We start from the raw sequence: 17,579 nt of genomic DNA, 5'->3' as shown, positions 1-17,579 counted from the left end.
ATGCAATTGATCTGGCTGCGCAGCGATCTGCGCATCGACGACAACACCGCACTGAGCGCTGCCACCCAGCAGGGGCCGACCATTGCCCTGTGGATCGCCAGCCCCGAGCAATGGCAAGCGCACGACGACGCACCGGCCAAGGTCGATTTCTGGCTGCGCAACCTGCGTGACCTGCGCCATGCACTGGACGCCTTGAACATTCCGTTGCTCATCGGCCACACGGACACCTGGCAACAGGTGCCGCAAACAGTCCTAGCGGTCTGTCAGAAGCACAAGGTGCAGACCGTCCATTGGAACGACGAATACGGCCTCAACGAAGCGCAGCGCGATCAGCAGACGCGCGAATGCCTGGAACACGCCGGCATTGCCGTGAAAACGCACCTCGATCAACTGTTCTTCAAGCCCGGCACGCTGCTGACCAAGGCCGGCAACTACTTCCAGGTGTTCGGCCAGTTCCGCAAGGCCTGTCTCGAGCACTTGCACCGCAGCCTGCCCGCCCAGGCCCACCGCGTGAAAGCCCAGGCGCCACTGTCCATCGCCCACGACCCGATCCCGCAGCATATAGCCGGTTTCGACAAGCCCGCGCAGAGCATTCGCGACCACTGGCCGGCGGGCGAGCAGGAAGCACAGGCCCGGCTCGGCCGCTTCGTCGATGAGCTGATCGACGATTACCACGTCGCGCGCGATCTGCCGGCCACGCCCGGCACCAGTCAACTGTCGGCCTACCTGGCCGCTGGCGTGATCTCGCCCCGGCAATGCCTGCATGCCGCCCTGACCAGCAATCGGGGTGAGCTGGACAGTGGCAGTCAGGGTGCACGCACCTGGATCGAAGAGTTGCTGTGGCGCGAGTTCTACAAACACATCCTGGTGGGTTATCCACAGGTGTCGCGGCACAAGGCATTTCGTGCCCATACCGAAGCACTGCCCTGGCGCACTGCGCCGGACGACTTCGAAGCCTGGCAACAGGGTCGCACCGGCATTCCCCTGATCGATGCGGCCATGCGCCAGCTGCTGCACACCGGCTGGATGCACAACCGGCTTCGAATGGTGGTGGCCATGTTCCTGAGCAAGAACCTCTTGATCGATTGGCGCAAAGGCGAGCAACATTTCATGCGTCACCTGATCGACGGTGATCTGGCCGCCAATAACGGCGGGTGGCAGTGGAGCGCTTCGACTGGAACCGATTCAGTGCCCTATTTCCGGATCTTCAACCCTGTAACCCAGTCGCAGCGATTCGATCCAGACGGGCGATTCATTCGCCATTGGTTACCCGAACTCACGCAACTGGATAACAAGACCATTCATTTGCCAGTGAAATCCTCTGATTTATTTGATACAAGTTGCTACGTCAGCCCGATCGTTGACCTAGGGAAAAGTCGACAAAGAGCACTCGCGGCATTCAAGGGGCTGTCCGCCGCCACCAGCTAAGGACGCAGAATTGAGCAGTACTCGTAGTTTCTGGATTACCGGAGCCACCCGTGGGCTCGGAATGGCAATGGCGGAGCAACTGCTCGCCGACGGGCATCGAGTCGCGGTCAGTGGCAGGCACAGTCACGAACTCGAAGCCCTCATCGAGCTTCACGGTGCACGCCTGCTGCACCTGCCGGCCAACCTGCACGAACTCGCCGAGGCCCAATCGGCCGGTCAACGCCTGCAATCGCAGTGGGGCACGCTGGATGCCTTGATCATCAATGCAGGCACCTGTGACTACCTGGCCCCGAACCTCCCTGCAGCAGAGATCTTCGAGCAGATCCTGCAGAGCAACTGGCACGCCACCGAACAGGCGTTGGCCAGCGCCCTGCCCTTGCTGGCACGGGGCGAAAATCCCCGCGTGATGGCGATTTTCAGTCGCTACTCGGCCTTGCAGCGCTACTCCCCAGCGCAAAGTCCCGCCGGCCATAACAGTCTGCCGCACTGGCTGCGCGAACAACGCAAGGCATTGGGCGATCTGGGCGTGAAGCTGACAGTGGTCGCACCGCAGTCGACCAAATCGCCCGTGAGCAATGCCCTGGCGTTGCCGGAGCAGTGGACGGCCGACAGCGCGGCGCAGGAATTGCTGAGCAAGCTGGACAGTGAGCACCGCGAACTGGTGCTGGAAGTGCTGGATCCGACCTTGCTATGGCCGCTGCCGAGCGAAGACTGAGCGCAACGCGGGCTGAAGCTCAGAGCCGGCTGCGCCTCAGCCGCTGAACGCCATGACCTGCGCCACCGGCGCAGCCCACAACGCCGGTAACACCTCGCGCAGCCGCTGCGGCTCGGCACTGCTGAAGAACTCGGCGTCGCGCGCCGGGCCATCGGCGAGCAGATTCCGGCCCTGCAGCAGACGCTGCAACTGCCTGGCCACGGCTGCGCCGGTATCGATGATCGCTACGTCTTCGGGCACCATCTGCGCCAGCAGCGGGCGCAGGAAAGGGTAATGCGTGCAGCCCAGGATCAGCGTGTCGCAGCCGGCCACCAGCAATGGCTGGACATAGCCCTCCAGCAAGACACGCAGTGGCGGGCTGCTCAAGTCGCCCCGTTCGATCAATTCCACCAATCCCGGACACGGCTGAGTGACGACGCGCACATCGCCTGCGAACCGATCGAGCAAGGCCGCGAATTTGGCGCTCTGCAAGGTGCCAGTGGTCGCCAGCACGCCGACCACGCCAGAGCGGGTCGCCGCCGCCGCCGGCTTGACCGCAGGCTCCATGCCAACCAATGGCCATTCGGGGTAGCGCTGACGAAGATCGGCTACCGCCGCCACCGTTGCCGTATTGCAGGCCAGCACCATGGCCTTGGCGCCACGTGCCTGGAAAAACGCGGCAATGCGCCGGCAGCGCTCGCGGATGTAGTCCGGCGACTTCTCGCCGTAGGGCACATGGCCGCAGTCAGCCACATAGAGCAGCGACTCGGCCGGCAACAGGCGGTGGATATCGGCCAGCACCGACAGACCGCCCACCCCCGAATCCATGACGCCGACCGGCGCCGAGCGATCAGCCATGGCGGCTGCCGCACACGGCGCACTCTGGGTCGCGCTTGACCCGCAGCTCGCGAAAGCGTGTACCCAGGGCATCGATGAGCAACAGGCGTCCCACCAGCGGTTCGCCGAAACCGGCCAACAATTTGAGCGCCTCCAGCGCTTGCAGGCTGCCGACCAGGCCCACCAGCGGGCCGATCACCCCGGCTTCGCTGCAGGTCAATTCGGCTTCGCTGCCATGGCCATACAGGCAGTGGTAACAGGGGCTGTGCGCCTGCCGTGGATCGAACACCGACAACTGCCCTTCCAGGCGAATGGCCGCACCGCTGACCAACGGTTTGCCGGCTGCCACGCACGCCGCGTTGACCGCCTCGCGGGTGGCGAAGTTGTCGCAGCAGTCCAGCACCAGGTCCACGTTGGCCACTGCCGCCGCGAGGGAATCCTCATCCAGGGCCTGGCGATGGGCGACCAGGCGGATCTGCGGATTGATCGCCTGCAAGCGCCGCAGCGCCGAGTCGACCTTGCTCAGCCCGAGGCTGTCGGTGTCATGCAGCACTTGGCGCTGCAGGTTGGTCAGCTCGACCGTGTCGAAATCGGCCAGATGCAGCTCGCCCACGCCTGCGGCCGCCAAATACAGCGCCACAGGCGAGCCCAGACCACCCAGTCCGACCACCAGCGCCCTGCTCTGCTTGAGCCGCGACTGACCGTCGATATCCACCTGCGCCAGCAGGATCTGGCGGCTGTAGCGCAGCAGCTCGTCGTCGCTCAGCACGGCAGGCGGCCCAGACTGATGCGCTCATGACCGCCGAGATCGCGGCGACTGCCGACATCGCTGAAGCCGCTGGCCGTGAGCAATTCACGCACTGCGCTGGCCTGGTCGTAGCCGTGTTCGAGCAGCAGCCAGCCACCGGCCACCAGGTGCTGGGGCGCCCGGGCAATGATCAGGCGCAGGTCGTCCAGCCCATCGACGCCGGCCACCAGTGCGCTGCTCGGCTCGAAACGCACGTCACCGGCACTCAGGTGCGGGTCTTCGCTGGCGATGTAGGGCGGGTTGCTGATGATCAGGTCGAAGCGCTCACCGGCGAGTGCCTCGAACCAATGGCTGGCGCGCACCTGCACGTTGGCCAGGTGCAGACGCTGGCGGTTGCGCTCGGCCAAGGCCACGGCCTCCTCGACACGGTCCACGGCCGTCACCTGCCAGGCCGGACATTCGCTGGCCAGGGCCAAGGCGATGGCCCCGGTGCCGGTGCCCAGGTCCAGTACCTGCGCAGCGCTTGCCGGCAGCAACTCCAGCGCTGCCTCCACCAGCAGCTCGGTGTCAGGCCGAGGAATCAGGGTGTGGGGCGCCACTTCCAGATCGAGTTTCCAGAAACCCTGGTGACCCAGAATGTAGGCCACCGGCTCGCCGGCGCGGCGGCGCTCCAGCCAGGCAGCGTAGGTGTCGGCCGCCTCGCTGCTGACGATGCGCTCGGGCCAGGTGTGCAGGTAGCTGCGCGACTTGCCCAGGGCCGCAGACAACAGCAGCTCGGCGTCCAGACGCGCGCTGGAGGAGTCGGGCAACTGCGCATTGCGCAACAGGCTGGCGATGATGGTCATCAGTCCCCCAGGGCGGCCAGTTGATCGGCCTGGTATTCGGCGAGCAAGGGCTCGATCACGGCATCGACGCCGCCGGCGAGCACATCGTCCAGCGAATACAGCGTCAGGTTGATGCGGTGGTCGGTCACCCGGCCCTGTGGATAATTGTAGGTGCGGATACGCTCGGAGCGATCGCCCGAGCCGACCAGCAACTTGCGTTCGCTGGCGATGGCGTTCTGCGCGGCGCTGGTCTGCAGGTCATTGAGCTTGGCCGACAGCCAGGACAGGGCACGGGCACGGTTCTTGTGCTGGGACCGCTCTTCCTGGCACTCGACCACGATGCCGGTCGGCAGGTGCGTGATGCGAATGGCCGAGTCGGTCTTGTTGACGTGCTGACCGCCCGCGCCCGAGGCACGGTAGGTATCCACGCGCAGGTCGGCCGGGTTGATCTCGATCGCCGCCTGCTCGTCGGGCTCGGCGAGTACCGCCACGGTGCATGCCGAGGTGTGGATACGGCCCTGCGACTCGGTTTCCGGCACACGTTGCACGCGGTGCGCGCCGGACTCGAACTTGAGCTTGGCGTAGACGTTGTCGCCCTCGACGCGGGCGATGATCTCCTTGTAACCGCCGTGCTCGCCTTCGTTCTCCGACAGGATTTCCAGGCGCCAGCCGCGCTTTTCGGCGTAACGCGAGTACATGCGGAACAGGTCGCCGGAGAAGATGGCGGCCTCGTCACCGCCGGTCCCGGCGCGGATTTCCAGAAACACGTTGCGTCCGTCATTGGGGTCTTTGGGCAGCAGCATGCGCTGCAGTTGCGCCTCCAGGGCAAGCAGTTGTTCCTTGGCCTCGCGCACTTCCTCCACGGCCATTTCGCGCAGGTCAGGGTCGCTGTCCTTGAGCAGCGCCTGGGCGCCCTCCAGGTCGTCCTGCACCTTGCGCCAGGCGCTGTAGGCGACGAACACCGGCTCGACTTCGGCGTACTCACGGGAATAGGCGCGAAAGCGAGTCTGGTCGGAAATGACCTCGGCATCGCCCAGCAGGGCGGTGAGTTCTTCGAAGCGGTCCTGGAGAATCTCCAGTTTTTTCAGCAGCGACGCTTTCATTGCGGGGTCTTGTCCGTGGCGCCTTCGTGAAGGGCAAAGAGTTCCTGGGCCATGGCCAGCGCATCGACGCGGCCTTCGGCGGAGAGCTTCTTCAGTTGCACGCTGGGGGCGTGCAGAAGCTTGTTGGTCAGACCGCGAGCCAACTGGGCGAGCACCTCTTCGGGGTTGCCGCCGTTGGCCAGCAGGCGCTGGGCCTTGTGCAGTTCTTCGTCGCGCAGGCGCTCGCTCTGCTGGCGGTAGGCCTTGAGCACGTCCACCGCCGCCAGCTCGCGCAAGCGCCCCATGAAATCCTCGGCGCCGACGCTCACCAGCTCTTCGGCAGCCTGGGCCGCGCCTTGGCGACTCTTGAGGTTTTCCGCGACCACTTCGTGCAAGTCATCGACGGTGTACAGGTAGACGTCGTCCAGATCACCCACCTGCGCCTCGATGTCGCGCGGCACGGCGATGTCGACCATGAAGATCGGCTTGTGGCGGCGCTGCTTGAGCGCACTTTCCACCGCGCCTTTGCCGAGGATCGGCAACTGGCTGGCCGTGGAGCTGATGACGATGTCGCTGTGGGCCAACTCCTGTGGAATGTCGGCCAGCAGCACCGCATGGGCGCCGAACTGTTCGGCCAGCAGGCTGGCGCGCTCCAGGGTACGGTTGGCCACCACGATACGCTTGACCCCCTGCTCGTGCAGGTGACGGGCGACCAGGGTGATGGTCTCGCCGGCGCCGATCAGCAGCGCCTGGCTGCGTCCGAGGTCGGCAAAGATCTGCTTGGCCAGGCTGACCGCCGCGAAGGCCACCGACACCGGGTTTTCGCCGATGGCGGTGTCGGTGCGCACCTGTTTGGCGGCGCTGAAGGTGGCCTGGAACAAACGCCCCAGCAGCGGACCGATGGTGCCGGCCTCACGCGCCACCGCATAGGCCGACTTCATCTGGCCGAGGATCTGCGGCTCGCCCAGCACCAACGAGTCGAGCCCGGACGCCACACGCATCATGTGCCGGACCGCGTCGTGCTCCTCGTGGATGTAGGCGCTGGCGCGCAGTTCGTCCAGGCTCAAGCGATGGTAGTGGGCCAGCCACTGCAGCACGTCGTCGGCGCTGAGCTGATCCTGTTCTATATAGAGTTCGCTGCGGTTGCAGGTGGAGAGGATCGCCGCCTCGCGGCTGGCGGTCATTCGGCAGAGCTGCTGCAGGGCGTCGACCAGCTGCTCGGGCGTAAACGCCACGCGCTCGCGTACGTCGACCGAGGCAGTCTTATGGTTGATACCGAGGGCAAGAAAGGCCATGCAAGATCGCTGGTGGGGACGGGAAGCCGATAATTGTCCTACTTCGCAGGATTCAGGACAACCACCGTTCGCTATCGCGACCATGACCATCGTCTATAGACAGCGCACCCGATGACAGCCGCGTACGAGACCGGTCGCCGAACGTCCCGGGCCCAGCACGGTCACACACTACGCAGGTGGGTTTGCCCCCACGCTTGTGTCATCATGCTCCGACCGCCGGTTAGTCCTCCAAAGCCCCTATGAACAGATCCTACGCATTGCTGCTTGCCTTCGCCCTGCTCCAGGGCTGCCAGAGCCTGGTCCCGCACAAGAGCGAGGAACAGCCGGCCGTTGCCGAGGCCGACAAGCCCGAAGCCAAACCGCCGGTGGTCTATGGATCGTTCAAGCCCGACACCCTCTATAGCCTGTTGGTGGCCGAGCTCGCTGGCCAGCGCAACCGCTTTGACATCGCCCTGGCCAACTATGTCGATCAGGCGCAGAAGACCCAGGACCCCGGTGTTTCCGAGCGCGCCTACCGCATCGCCGAGTACCTCGGCGCCGACGAGCCGGCCCTGGACACCGCGCTGATCTGGGCACGCAACGACCCACAGAACCTCGGCGCGCAGCGTGCCGCGGCCATTCAACTGGCCCGCGCCGGACGCTACGACGATTCCATGGCCTACATGGAGAAGGTGCTTCAGGGCCAGGGCGACACCCATTTCGATTTCCTCGCGCTCTCGGCCGCCGAAACCGACCAGGCGACCCGCGACGGTCTGCTCAAGAGCTTTGATCGTCTGCTGGTGAAGTACCCGGACAACGGTCAACTGGTGTTCGGCAAGGCCTTGCTGCTCAACCAGGACGACAAGACCGAACAGGCGCTCGACCTGCTGGAACAGCACCCGCCGCGCAACGGCGAAATCGCGCCGATCCTGCTGCGCGCACGCCTGCTGCAAACCCTCGAGCGCGGCGACGAAGCGCTGCCGCTGCTGCGCACGGCAATCCGCGACAATCCCGAGGACAAGCGCCTGCGCATTACCTACGCGCGCACGCTGGTCGAGCAGAACCACATCAGCGAAGCCAAGGCCGAGTTCGAGAACCTGCTGCAGCAGTACCCCGATGATGACGAACTGCGTTATTCGCTGGCTCTGGTGAGCATGGAGAACAAGGATTGGGACGAAGCCGAAGGCTACCTGCAGGAAATGGTCGAGCGCGACAGCAACGTCGACGCCGCGCACCTGAACCTGGGACGCATCCGCGAAGAACGCAACCTGCCGGCAGCCGCCCTGCGCGAATATGCGCTGGTGGGTCCGGGCCCGGATTACCTGCCCGCGCAATTGCGCCAGGCCGACATCCTCATCGCCAACGGCCGCAGCGCCGAGGCCTCGCGTCACCTGGCCGAAGCCCGTGAAGCACAGCCCGACTACGCGATCCAGCTGTACCTGATCGAGGCCGAGACCCTGGGCAACAATGGCAAGGAAGACCAGGCCGACCAGGTGCTGCAGCAGGCGATCAAGCGCTACCCCGATGACCTCAACCTGCTCTACACCCGCGCCATGCTGGCGGAAAAGCGCGACGACATCGTGCAGATGGAGCAGGACTTGCGCGCCATCATCACCCGCGAGCCGGAAAACGCCATGGCCCTCAATGCCCTGGGCTACACCCTCGCCGACCGCACCACCCGTTACGGCGAAGCCAAGGCGCTGATCGAGAAGGCCAGCCAGATCACCCCCGATGACCCCGCCGTGCTCGACAGTTTGGGCTGGGTCAATTATCGCCTGGGCCATCTGGACGAGGCCGAGCGCCTGCTGCGCCAGGCCCTCGAGCGCCTGCCCGACCCCGAAGTGGCCGCCCACCTGGGCGAAGTGCTGTGGGCCAATGGCAAGCGCCGCGAGGCCCGCCAGGTGTGGGCCAAGGCCTTCGCCGAGCAGCCCGACAACCCCATTCTGCGCAAGACCGTCCTGCGCCTGACCGGATCCGAGACCCTCTGAACCATGCCTGTGCGTCATCTTCTTACCTTCGCCCTCATCGCCCTGCTGGCCGGCTGTGCCGGCATGGGCTCCCGTGAAGCCGTGCAGGGCAAAGGCAGCCCGCAACTGTGGCGCGAGCACAAGCAGCAGTTGAGCAGCCTCGACGGCTGGCAGATCAACGGCAAGGTCGGCATCCGCGCCCCGCGCGACTCCGGCAGCGGCACGCTGTTCTGGCTGCAGCGCCAGGACTACTACGACATTCGCCTGGCCGGCCCGCTGGGCCGCGGTGCCGCGCGCCTGACCGGGAGACCCGGCGGCGTGGTGCTGGAAGTGGCCAACCAGGGCCGCTACGAGGCCACCAGCCCCGAGGCCCTGCTCGAAGAACAACTCGGCTGGCGCTTGCCGGTGTCGCACCTGGTGTGGTGGGTACGTGGCCTGCCGGCCCCCGATAGCAAGAGCCAGCTCACCCTCGATGGCGACAGCCGCCTGGCGCGTCTGACCCAGGATGGCTGGGAGGTGGAGTACCTGAGCTACAGCGAGCAGAACGGCTACTGGCTGCCCGAGCGCCTCAAGCTGCACGGCGAGAACATCGATGTGACCTTGGTGATCAAGGACTGGCAGCCGCGTCAGTTGGGGCACTGAACCGATGTCCCGACTCACCCTGCCCGCCCCGGCCAAGCTCAACCTGTGGCTGCACATCACCGGGCGTCGCGCCGATGGCTATCACGAACTGGAAACCGTGTTCCAGTTCCTCGACCACGCTGACAAATTGACCTTCGAGCGGCGTGACGACGGCCAGATCCGCCTGCACACCGCCATCGACCACGTGCCCCACGACAGCAACCTGATCGTGCGCGCCGCCCGCGCGCTGCAAGCGCAGTCCGGCTGCGACCTGGGCGCCGATATCTGGCTGGACAAGGTTCTGCCCATGGGCGGCGGCATCGGTGGCGGCAGTTCCGATGCCGCCACTACCCTTCTAGCCCTGCACCATCTCTGGCAGCTCGATTGGAGCGTCGATCGTCTGGCTGCCCTCGGCTTGACCCTGGGCGCCGATGTGCCGGTGTTCGTCCGTGGGCACGCGGCCTTCGCCCAGGGCGTGGGCGAGCAGCTCACGCCGGTCGATCCGCCCGAGCCTTGGTATGTGGTGTTGGTGCCGCAAGTGTCTGTCAGCACAGCGGAAATTTTTTCGCATCCAGAGTTGACACGTGATTCCCTCCCCCTTAAGATGCGCCCCGTTCCCGAGGGAAACAGTCGAAATGACTGCCAACCGGTGGTAGAGCAACGGTATCCAGAAGTTCGCAATGCGCTGAATTCACTGGGTAAATTCACCGAAGCTCGAATGACCGGCACTGGAAGTTGTGTGTTTGGGGCCTTCCCAAGCAAAGCCGAAGCTGGTAGAGTTCTGGCCCTTATTTCAGCGACCCAAGCAGGGTTTGTGGCAAAGGGAAGCAACGTTTCGATGTTGCATCGCAAGCTGCAGAGTCTGATCAAGAAGTCGAGCGCATAAGCGTTCGCAGCAACAGATACAGGGGCGTCGCCAAGCGGTAAGGCAGCAGGTTTTGATCCTGCCATGCGTTGGTTCGAATCCAGCCGCCCCTGCCATTTTCCTTATACTCATCCAGGTTACCCTCAGCCTTCAGGTACTGCGCGTGTCCAAGATGATGGTCTTCACGGGGAATGCCAACCCCGATCTGGCTCGGCGTGTCGTACGTCAGCTGCATATCCCACTGGGTGATGTTTCTGTCGGCAAGTTCTCCGACGGCGAAATCAGCACTGAGATTAATGAGAACGTCCGCGGTAAGGACGTGTTTATCATTCAGCCGACCTGCGCCCCGACCAACGATAATCTGATGGAACTGGTAGTGATGGCCGACGCCTTCCGCCGCTCCTCAGCTTCGCGAATCACCGCCGTGATTCCCTACTTCGGATACGCCCGCCAGGACCGTCGTCCGCGTTCGGCACGTGTAGCCATCAGCGCCAAAGTGGTCGCTGACATGCTCACTGTCGTGGGTATCGACCGTGTACTCACCGTCGACCTGCACGCAGACCAGATCCAGGGGTTCTTCGATATCCCCGTCGACAACATCTACGGCTCGCCCGTACTGGTCGACGACATCGAAGACCAGCGTTTCGATAACCTCATGATCGTTTCCCCCGACATCGGTGGCGTTGTGCGTGCGCGCGCCGTGGCCAAGTCGCTGGGCGTCGATCTGGGGATCATCGACAAACGCCGCGAGAAAGCGAACCACTCCGAGGTGATGCATATCATCGGCGACGTCGAAGGACGCACCTGCATCCTGGTAGACGACATGGTCGACACCGCCGGCACCCTGTGCCACGCGGCCAAGGCCCTGAAAGACCACGGCGCTGCCAAAGTCTACGCCTATTGCACTCACCCGGTACTGTCGGGTCGTGCGATCGAGAACATCGAGAAGTCGGTACTCGACGAGCTGGTGGTGACCAACACCATCCCGCTGTCTGCCGCTGCTCAGGCCTGTGACCGTATCCGCCAGTTGGATATCGCACCGGTCGTCGCTGAAGCGGTCCGCCGCATCAGCAACGAAGAATCGATCAGCGCGATGTTCCGCTAAGCGGAACGCACGCTGACGAAAAGCGCCCCGCCCCAACACCCGTTGTTGGGGCGGGGCTTTTTTGCCATCCCCGTTGACGCTGGTCGCAAACGTCCTCGGGGGGCTATTTTGGAGAAACACAATGAACGAATTCACCCTGAACGCCCAAGCGCGTACTGACCTGGGGAAAGGTGCGAGCCGCCGCCTGCGTCACTCGCTGAGCATCCCTGCCGTTGTCTACGGTGGTAACAAGGACGCCGAGTCCCTGACCATCCTGACCAAGGAAATCACCAAGCTGTTCGAAAACGAGGCTGCCTTCAGCCACGTTCTGGAACTGAACGTCGACGGCAAGAAGCAGAACGTCCTGGTCAAGGCCCTGCAGCGTCACCCAGCCAAAGGCTTCATCATGCACGCCGACTTCGTCCGCGTCGTGGCTGGCCAGAAGCTGACCGCCAAGGTCCCGGTTCACTTCATCGGCGAAGAAGCGCCGGTCAAGAAAGGCGGTGAAGTCTCCCACGTAGAAAACGAAATCGAAGTTTCCTGCGAAGCGAAAGACCTGCCTGAGTTCATCGAAGTCGACCTGGCCAACGCTGAAATCGGCACCATCATCCACCTGTCCGACCTGAAAGCGCCGAAAGGCGTTGAATTCGTCGCACTGGCCCACGGTGATGACAAGGCTATCGCCAACGTTCACGCACCACGCGTGTCCGCTGAAGCCGAAGAAGAAGGCGCTGCCGAGTAATCCACTCGCGCGCCGGTGTCGGTCGGGTTACAGTGCCGCGCGCCCTGTAACCCCGCCACTCCAAGGAAGAGTCCCTGACGTGACCGCCATCCAGTTGATCGTCGGCCTGGGTAACCCCGGCCCCGAATACGAACAGACCCGGCATAACGCAGGGGCTCTTTTCGTTGAACGCCTTGCCAACGCCCAGCGCGTGTCGCTGACCGTCGACAAGAAATATTTCGGCCTGACGGCTAAGTTCAGCCATCAAGGCCAAGACGTTCGCCTGCTCATCCCCACCACCTACATGAATCGCAGCGGCCAGTCCGTGGCGGCTCTGGCGAATTTCTTCCGCATCAAGCCGGAAGCGATCCTGGTGGCGCATGACGAACTCGACCTGCCCCCAGGCGTCGCCAAGCTCAAGCGCGGCGGCGGCCACGGCGGGCATAACGGCCTGCGCGACATCATCGCGCAGCTCGGCAACCAGAACGACTTCCACCGCCTGCGGCTTGGCATCGGCCACCCGGGCGATGCAAAACTGGTCTCCAACTTCGTCCTGGGCCGCGCGCCGCGCGCCGAGCAGGACAAGCTCGACACCAGCATCGATTTTGCCCTCGGCGTGCTGCCGGACGTCCTGGCCGGCGACTTCGCCAAGGCCATGCGCGAGCTGCACAGCCAGAAGGCCTGACTCTCTAGAAAGGGGAATTCCCATGGGTTTCAATTGCGGCATCGTCGGCCTGCCCAACGTCGGCAAGTCCACCCTGTTCAACGCCCTGACCAAATCCGGTATCGCGGCGGAGAACTTCCCTTTCTGCACCATCGAGCCGAACAGCGGCATCGTGCCCATGCCCGACGCCCGCCTGGCGGCGCTGGCCGAGATCGTCAAGCCCAACCGCATCCTGCCGACCACCATGGAGTTCGTCGACATCGCCGGCCTGGTCGCCGGGGCCTCCAAGGGTGAAGGCCTGGGCAACAAGTTCCTGGCCAACATCCGCGAGACCGACGCCATCGCTCACGTGGTGCGCTGCTTCGAAGACGAGAACGTGATTCACGTTTCCAACAGCGTCGATCCCAAGCGCGACATCGAGATCATCGACCTGGAACTGATCTTCGCCGACCTCGACAGCTGCGAGAAACAGTTGCAGAAAGTCGCGCGCAACGCCAAGGGCGGCGACAAGGAAGCCCTGGCGCAGAAAGCCATCCTCGAGCAATTGATCCCGCACTTCACCGAAGGCAAGCCCGCGCGCAGCCTGATGAAGCACATGAGCGCCGATGAAAAGGCCGTGGTGCGTGGCTTCCACCTGCTGACCAGCAAGCCGGTGATGTACATCGCCAACGTGGCCGAAGACGGCTTCGACAATAACCCGCACCTGGACGTGGTCAAGGCCATCGCCGAGGAAGAAGGCGCGGTGGTGGTGCCGGTGTGCAACAAGATCGAAGCCGAGATCGCCGAGCTCGACGACGGCGAAGAGAAGGACATGTTCCTCGAAGCCCTGGGCCTGGAAGAGCCCGGCCTGAACCGGGTGATCCGCGCGGGTTACGAGCTGCTCAACCTGCAGACCTACTTCACCGCTGGCGTGCAGGAAGTTCGCGCCTGGACCGTGCGCGTCGGCGCTACCGCCCCGCAGGCTGCCGGCGTGATCCACACCGACTTCGAGAAAGGCTTCATCCGCGCCGAAGTGGTTGCCTATGACGACTTCATCCAGTTCAAGGGTGAAGCCGGAGCCAAGGAAGCCGGTAAATGGCGCCTGGAAGGCAAGGACTACATCGTCAAAGATGGCGACGTGATGCACTTCCGCTTCAACGTCTGAGCCAGCGGTCAGGTCCTGTCGGATCGCACCACGAACCCCTGTCGGGCTGACGCCTGACAGGGGTTTTTCTTTGTCTGAAGGTTTTTGCGTGCGGCGTTAAATGTCGCGGCTCAAGGCACTGATTCACAGCGAACCGTCTTCTTCCTGCCCCGTGCTTTTACCCTGCAACGCCGCCCGACACCGCTCCTCGGCGATATCCAGCTCCAACTGCATCTGTTGAATGTCCAACAGCTGCTGATCGAGTTGCATCCGCCGCTCGGTGATCTTGCCCAGCATGTTGGTGAGCTGGTTGCTGTTGTCACCTTGCGGGTCGTACAGCTCGATCAGCGCCTTGCATTCGGCAAGAGAAAAGCCGATGCGCTTACCGCGCATGATCAGCTTGAGGGTGACGCGGTCCTTGGGGGTGTAGATGCGCTCCTGGCCACGCCGACTCGGCGCCAGCATGCCCTGCTCTTCGTAGAAGCGAATGGTCCGGGTGGTCACGTCCAGCTCGCGTGCCAGCTCGGAAATGCTGTAGGTCTTGGCAGCCACGTTGAATCCTTTTAAGAAAGAGCACGAGTTCCAGGCGCAGCGACTTGGGCTCGCAAAAGCGGTAGACCGACGCTAGCAACTCATTACGTTAACGTCAACGCATGATGCCACCACCCCCCAATCCCCCAAATCACCGAGGTGCGGTAAGCACCTCGACCTGTTGACACTTTTCTGCCGCAAGTTTACGTTAACGTAAAGGTGAAAACCGAACGACGTCTGTCCCTCCCTCATCCGAACAATAATCAAGGTGAGCCATGACCTACCCCAGCCTGAACTTCGCCCTGGGCGAAACCCTCTACATGCTCCGCGAGCAAGTGCAGGGCTTCGTCGCCGCCGAACTGGCGCCACGCGCCAGCGCCATCGATGCCGAAAACCAGTTCCCTGCAGACCTGTGGCGCAAGTTCGGTGACATGGGGCTGCTCGGCATCACCGTCGACGAGCAATACGGCGGCTCCGGCATGGGCTACCTGGCGCACGTCATCGCCATGGAAGAAATCAGCCGCGGCTCGGCTTCGGTCGCCTTGTCCTACGGCGCCCACTCCAACCTGTGCGTCAACCAGATCAAGCGCAACGGCAATGCCGACCAGAAAGCCCGCTACCTGCCCAAGCTGGTCAGCGGCGAGCACGTCGGTGCCCTGGCCATGAGCGAGCCGAATGCCGGTTCCGATGTGGTCAGCATGAAACTGCGCGCCGAAAAGCGCGGTGAGCGCTATGTGCTCAATGGCTCCAAGACCTGGATCACCAATGGCCCGGATGCCAACACCTATGTGATCTACGCCAAGACCGACCTGGACAAGGGCGCCCATGGCATCACCGCGTTCATCGTCGAGCGCGACTGGAAAGGCTTCACCCGCAGCCAGAAGTTCGACAAGTTGGGCATGCGCGGCTCCAACACCTGCGAACTGTTCTTCGACGACGTCGAGGTGCCCGAGGAAAACATCCTCGGCCAGGAGAATGGCGGCGTGCGCGTGCTGATGAGCGGTCTGGACTACGAACGCGTGGTGCTCTCCGGTGGACCGGTCGGCATCATGCAGGCCGCGATGGACGTGGTGGTGCCGTACATCCACGACCGCAAGCAGTTCGGCCAGAGCATCGGCGAGTTCCAGCTCATCCAGGGCAAGATCGCCGACATGTACACCCAGCTCAATGCCAGCCGCGCCTACCTCTACGCCGTCGCCCAGGCCTGCGACCGTGGCGAGACCACGCGCAAGGATGCCGCCGGGGTGATCCTCTACACCGCCGAGCGCGCCACGCAGATCGCCCTGGAAGCGATCCAGATCCTCGGCGGCAACGGCTACATCAACGAGTTCCCCACCGGGCGCCTGCTGCGCGATGCCAAGCTCTACGAGATCGGTGCCGGCACCAGCGAAATCCGCCGCATGCTGATCGGTCGCGAGCTATTCAACGAGACCCGTTGAAATCGCCGCACGCTCAAGCATCACTGGCGCACCGCTATCGAGGCTCACATGGCTATCCTGACGTCCCAGATCAACGTTCGCAGTCCCGACTTCGCCGCCAACCGCGCGGCCATGCTCGATCAACTGGACGAGCTGCATCGACTGCTCGCCCGCATCCACCAGGGCGGTGGCGAGAAAGCCCAGGCGCGGCATGCCTCGCGTGGCAAGCTGCTGCCCAGGGAGCGGATCAATCGCTTGCTCGATCCCGGCTCACCGTTCCTCGAGATCGGCCCGCTCGCCGCCCATGAGGTCTACGGCGAAGAGGTGGCCGCCGCCGGGGTGATCACCGGCATCGGCCGCGTCGAAGGCGTGGAGTGCATGATCGTCGCCAACGACGCCACGGTGAAAGGCGGCAGCTACTACCCATTGACCGTGAAAAAACACCTGCGCGCCCAGGCCATCGCCCGCGAGAACCGTTTGCCGTGTATCTACCTGGTGGACTCCGGCGGCGCCAACCTGCCGCGCCAGGACGAGGTGTTCCCCGACCGCGAGCATTTCGGGCGGATTTTCTTCAATCAGGCCCACCTCAGTGCCCTGGGCATCGCACAGATCGCCGTGGTCATGGGCTCGTGCACCGCCGGCGGCGCCTATGTGCCGGCCATGAGCGACGAGACCATCATGGTGCGCCAGCAGGCGACCATCTTTCTCGCCGGCCCGCCGCTGGTCAAAGCCGCCACGGGGGAAGTGGTCAGCGCCGAGGAACTGGGCGGTGCCGACGTGCACTGCAAGACCAGCGGCGTGGCCGACCACTATGCCGAGAACGACGAGCACGCCCTGGCCCTGGCCCGACGCAGTGTCGCCAACCTGAACTGGCGCAAGCTCGGCCAGCTCGATGTGCACGCCCCCATCGCACCGCGCCATGCCGCCGACGAGCTGTACGGGGTGATTCCCAAAGACCCCAAGCAGCCCTTCGACGTGCGCGAGGTGATCGCACGCCTGGTCGACGACTCGCAGTTCGATGAATTCAAGGCCCTGTTCGGCACCACCTTGGTGTGCGGCTTCGCCCGACTGGCGGGATACCCGGTGGCGATACTGGCCAACAACGGCATCCTCTTCGCCGAGGCGGCGCAGAAAGGCGCCCATTTCGTCGAACTGGCCTGCCAGCGTGGCATCCCGCTGCTGTTCCTGCAGAACATCACCGGCTTCATGGTCGGCAAGAAATACGAAGAAGGCGGCATCGCCAAGCACGGCGCCAAGCTGGTCACCGCGGTGGCCTGCGCCCAGGTGCCGAAGTTCACGGTGATCATCGGCGGCAGCTTCGGCGCCGGGAACTACGGCATGTGCGGACGCGCCTACGACCCGCGTTTCCTGTGGATGTGGCCCAACGCCAAGATCGGTGTGATGGGCGCCCAGCAGGCGGCCGGGGTGTTGGTGCAGGTCAAACGCGAGCAGGCCGAGCGCAGCGGCGAGCACTACTCGGCCGAGGACGAGCAGCGCCTCAAGCAACCCATCGTCGAGCAGTACGAGCAGCAGGCACATGCCTTCTATTCCAGCGCCCGGCTCTGGGATGACGGCGTGATCGACCCGGCACAGACCCGCGAGGTGCTCGCCCTGGCGCTCTCGGCCAGCCTCAATGCGCCGATCGAGCCGACCCGCTTTGGCGTCTTCCGTATGTGATGCGCCTCGGGCGCCCTCCTT

The 17,579-nt window shown here is 64.0% G+C and carries 17 protein-coding genes and 1 tRNA gene; 12 read left to right on the top strand and 6 right to left on the bottom strand.

Features of this window, described 5'->3' with window-relative positions:
* The gene (gene phrB / locus ACK2SD_RS04610) at positions 1–1,428 is read left to right on the top strand and encodes a deoxyribodipyrimidine photo-lyase (RefSeq protein WP_412461476.1); all 1,428 of its coding nucleotides are present in this window, start codon (positions 1–3) and stop codon (positions 1,426–1,428) included.
* 10 nt (positions 1,429–1,438) lie between these two features.
* A complete protein-coding gene (locus ACK2SD_RS04605; RefSeq protein ID WP_412461475.1) occupies positions 1,439–2,143 on the top strand; it encodes an SDR family NAD(P)-dependent oxidoreductase in 705 nt (234 codons plus the stop codon).
* A 36-nt stretch (positions 2,144–2,179) separates the two neighbouring features.
* On the opposite strand, the gene murI is transcribed toward ACK2SD_RS04605, so the two are convergent.
* From murI to hemA, 5 genes are read right to left on the bottom strand one after another with little or no spacing between them, the layout of a single operon-like run.
* Entirely contained in the window at positions 2,180–2,980 is an 801-nt protein-coding gene (gene murI / locus ACK2SD_RS04600; RefSeq protein WP_029615097.1) for a glutamate racemase, read from the bottom strand.
* A complete protein-coding gene (locus ACK2SD_RS04595) occupies positions 2,973–3,728 on the bottom strand; it encodes a molybdopterin-synthase adenylyltransferase MoeB (protein ID WP_304484802.1) in 756 nt (251 codons plus the stop codon). Before ACK2SD_RS04595 ends, murI begins: the two co-directional genes overlap by 8 nt.
* Positions 3,722–4,552 (bottom strand): peptide chain release factor N(5)-glutamine methyltransferase, encoded by an 831-nt coding sequence (gene prmC, locus ACK2SD_RS04590; protein WP_412461474.1) that lies wholly within the window; start codon positions 4,550–4,552, stop codon positions 3,722–3,724. Before prmC ends, ACK2SD_RS04595 begins: the two co-directional genes overlap by 7 nt.
* Complete coding sequence (prfA, locus tag ACK2SD_RS04585; RefSeq protein ID WP_039580202.1) at positions 4,552–5,634, bottom strand: peptide chain release factor 1; 1,083 nt, start codon at positions 5,632–5,634, stop codon at positions 4,552–4,554. The genes prmC and prfA overlap by 1 nt, the downstream gene beginning before the upstream one ends.
* A complete protein-coding gene (gene hemA / locus ACK2SD_RS04580; protein ID WP_039580205.1) occupies positions 5,631–6,908 on the bottom strand; it encodes a glutamyl-tRNA reductase in 1,278 nt (425 codons plus the stop codon). The genes prfA and hemA overlap by 4 nt, the downstream gene beginning before the upstream one ends.
* A gap of 239 nt (positions 6,909–7,147) precedes the next feature.
* Here hemA and ACK2SD_RS04575 point away from each other — a divergent pair, with 239 nt between their 5' ends.
* From ACK2SD_RS04575 to ychF, 8 genes are all read left to right on the top strand, one after another.
* On the top strand, positions 7,148–8,875 hold the full coding sequence (locus ACK2SD_RS04575; protein WP_412461473.1) for a tetratricopeptide repeat protein: 1,728 nt from the start codon (positions 7,148–7,150) through the stop codon (positions 8,873–8,875).
* Between the two features lie 3 nt (positions 8,876–8,878).
* On the top strand, positions 8,879–9,496 hold the full coding sequence (gene lolB, locus ACK2SD_RS04570; RefSeq protein WP_039580210.1) for a lipoprotein insertase outer membrane protein LolB: 618 nt from the start codon (positions 8,879–8,881) through the stop codon (positions 9,494–9,496).
* Between the two features lie 4 nt (positions 9,497–9,500).
* Positions 9,501–10,361, top strand: coding sequence for a 4-(cytidine 5'-diphospho)-2-C-methyl-D-erythritol kinase (gene ispE / locus ACK2SD_RS04565; RefSeq protein ID WP_412461472.1), 861 nt, complete (start codon positions 9,501–9,503; stop codon positions 10,359–10,361).
* A gap of 20 nt (positions 10,362–10,381) precedes the next feature.
* Positions 10,382–10,456: transfer RNA gene (locus tag ACK2SD_RS04560), tRNA-Gln, on the top strand.
* A gap of 47 nt (positions 10,457–10,503) precedes the next feature.
* Positions 10,504–11,445 (top strand): ribose-phosphate pyrophosphokinase, encoded by a 942-nt coding sequence (locus tag ACK2SD_RS04555; RefSeq protein WP_029614333.1) that lies wholly within the window; start codon positions 10,504–10,506, stop codon positions 11,443–11,445.
* Between the two features lie 121 nt (positions 11,446–11,566).
* Positions 11,567–12,166 (top strand): 50S ribosomal protein L25/general stress protein Ctc, encoded by a 600-nt coding sequence (locus ACK2SD_RS04550; protein WP_029614334.1) that lies wholly within the window; start codon positions 11,567–11,569, stop codon positions 12,164–12,166.
* Between the two features lie 79 nt (positions 12,167–12,245).
* Positions 12,246–12,830 carry an aminoacyl-tRNA hydrolase gene (pth, locus tag ACK2SD_RS04545; protein ID WP_295481418.1) on the top strand — a complete coding sequence of 195 codons (585 nt, stop codon included), beginning with the start codon at positions 12,246–12,248 and terminating at the stop codon, positions 12,828–12,830.
* A gap of 22 nt (positions 12,831–12,852) precedes the next feature.
* Positions 12,853–13,953, top strand: coding sequence for a redox-regulated ATPase YchF (ychF, locus tag ACK2SD_RS04540; RefSeq protein ID WP_029614336.1), 1,101 nt, complete (start codon positions 12,853–12,855; stop codon positions 13,951–13,953).
* Positions 13,954–14,076: 123 nt separating this feature from the next.
* Here the strand turns inward: ychF and ACK2SD_RS04535 are convergent, their stop codons facing one another.
* The gene (locus ACK2SD_RS04535) at positions 14,077–14,484 is read right to left on the bottom strand and encodes a MerR family transcriptional regulator (RefSeq protein WP_412461471.1); all 408 of its coding nucleotides are present in this window, start codon (positions 14,482–14,484) and stop codon (positions 14,077–14,079) included.
* 254 nt (positions 14,485–14,738) lie between these two features.
* Between ACK2SD_RS04535 and ACK2SD_RS04530 the strand changes: the two genes are divergently transcribed.
* Both ACK2SD_RS04530 and ACK2SD_RS04525 read left to right on the top strand, forming a co-directional pair.
* Complete coding sequence (locus ACK2SD_RS04530; RefSeq protein ID WP_412461470.1) at positions 14,739–15,902, top strand: isovaleryl-CoA dehydrogenase; 1,164 nt, start codon at positions 14,739–14,741, stop codon at positions 15,900–15,902.
* Between the two features lie 48 nt (positions 15,903–15,950).
* Positions 15,951–17,558 (top strand): carboxyl transferase domain-containing protein, encoded by a 1,608-nt coding sequence (locus tag ACK2SD_RS04525; protein WP_412461469.1) that lies wholly within the window; start codon positions 15,951–15,953, stop codon positions 17,556–17,558.
* The last annotated feature ends 21 nt before the right edge of the window (positions 17,559–17,579 follow it).

The sequence above is a fragment of the Pseudomonas sp. SC11 genome (assembly GCF_047039205.1).
Classification (GTDB): domain Bacteria; phylum Pseudomonadota; class Gammaproteobacteria; order Pseudomonadales; family Pseudomonadaceae; genus Aquipseudomonas; species Aquipseudomonas boreofloridensis.
Note: the sequence above shows the minus strand (reverse complement) of the source record. Positions and strands in the feature narration are given on the sequence as shown.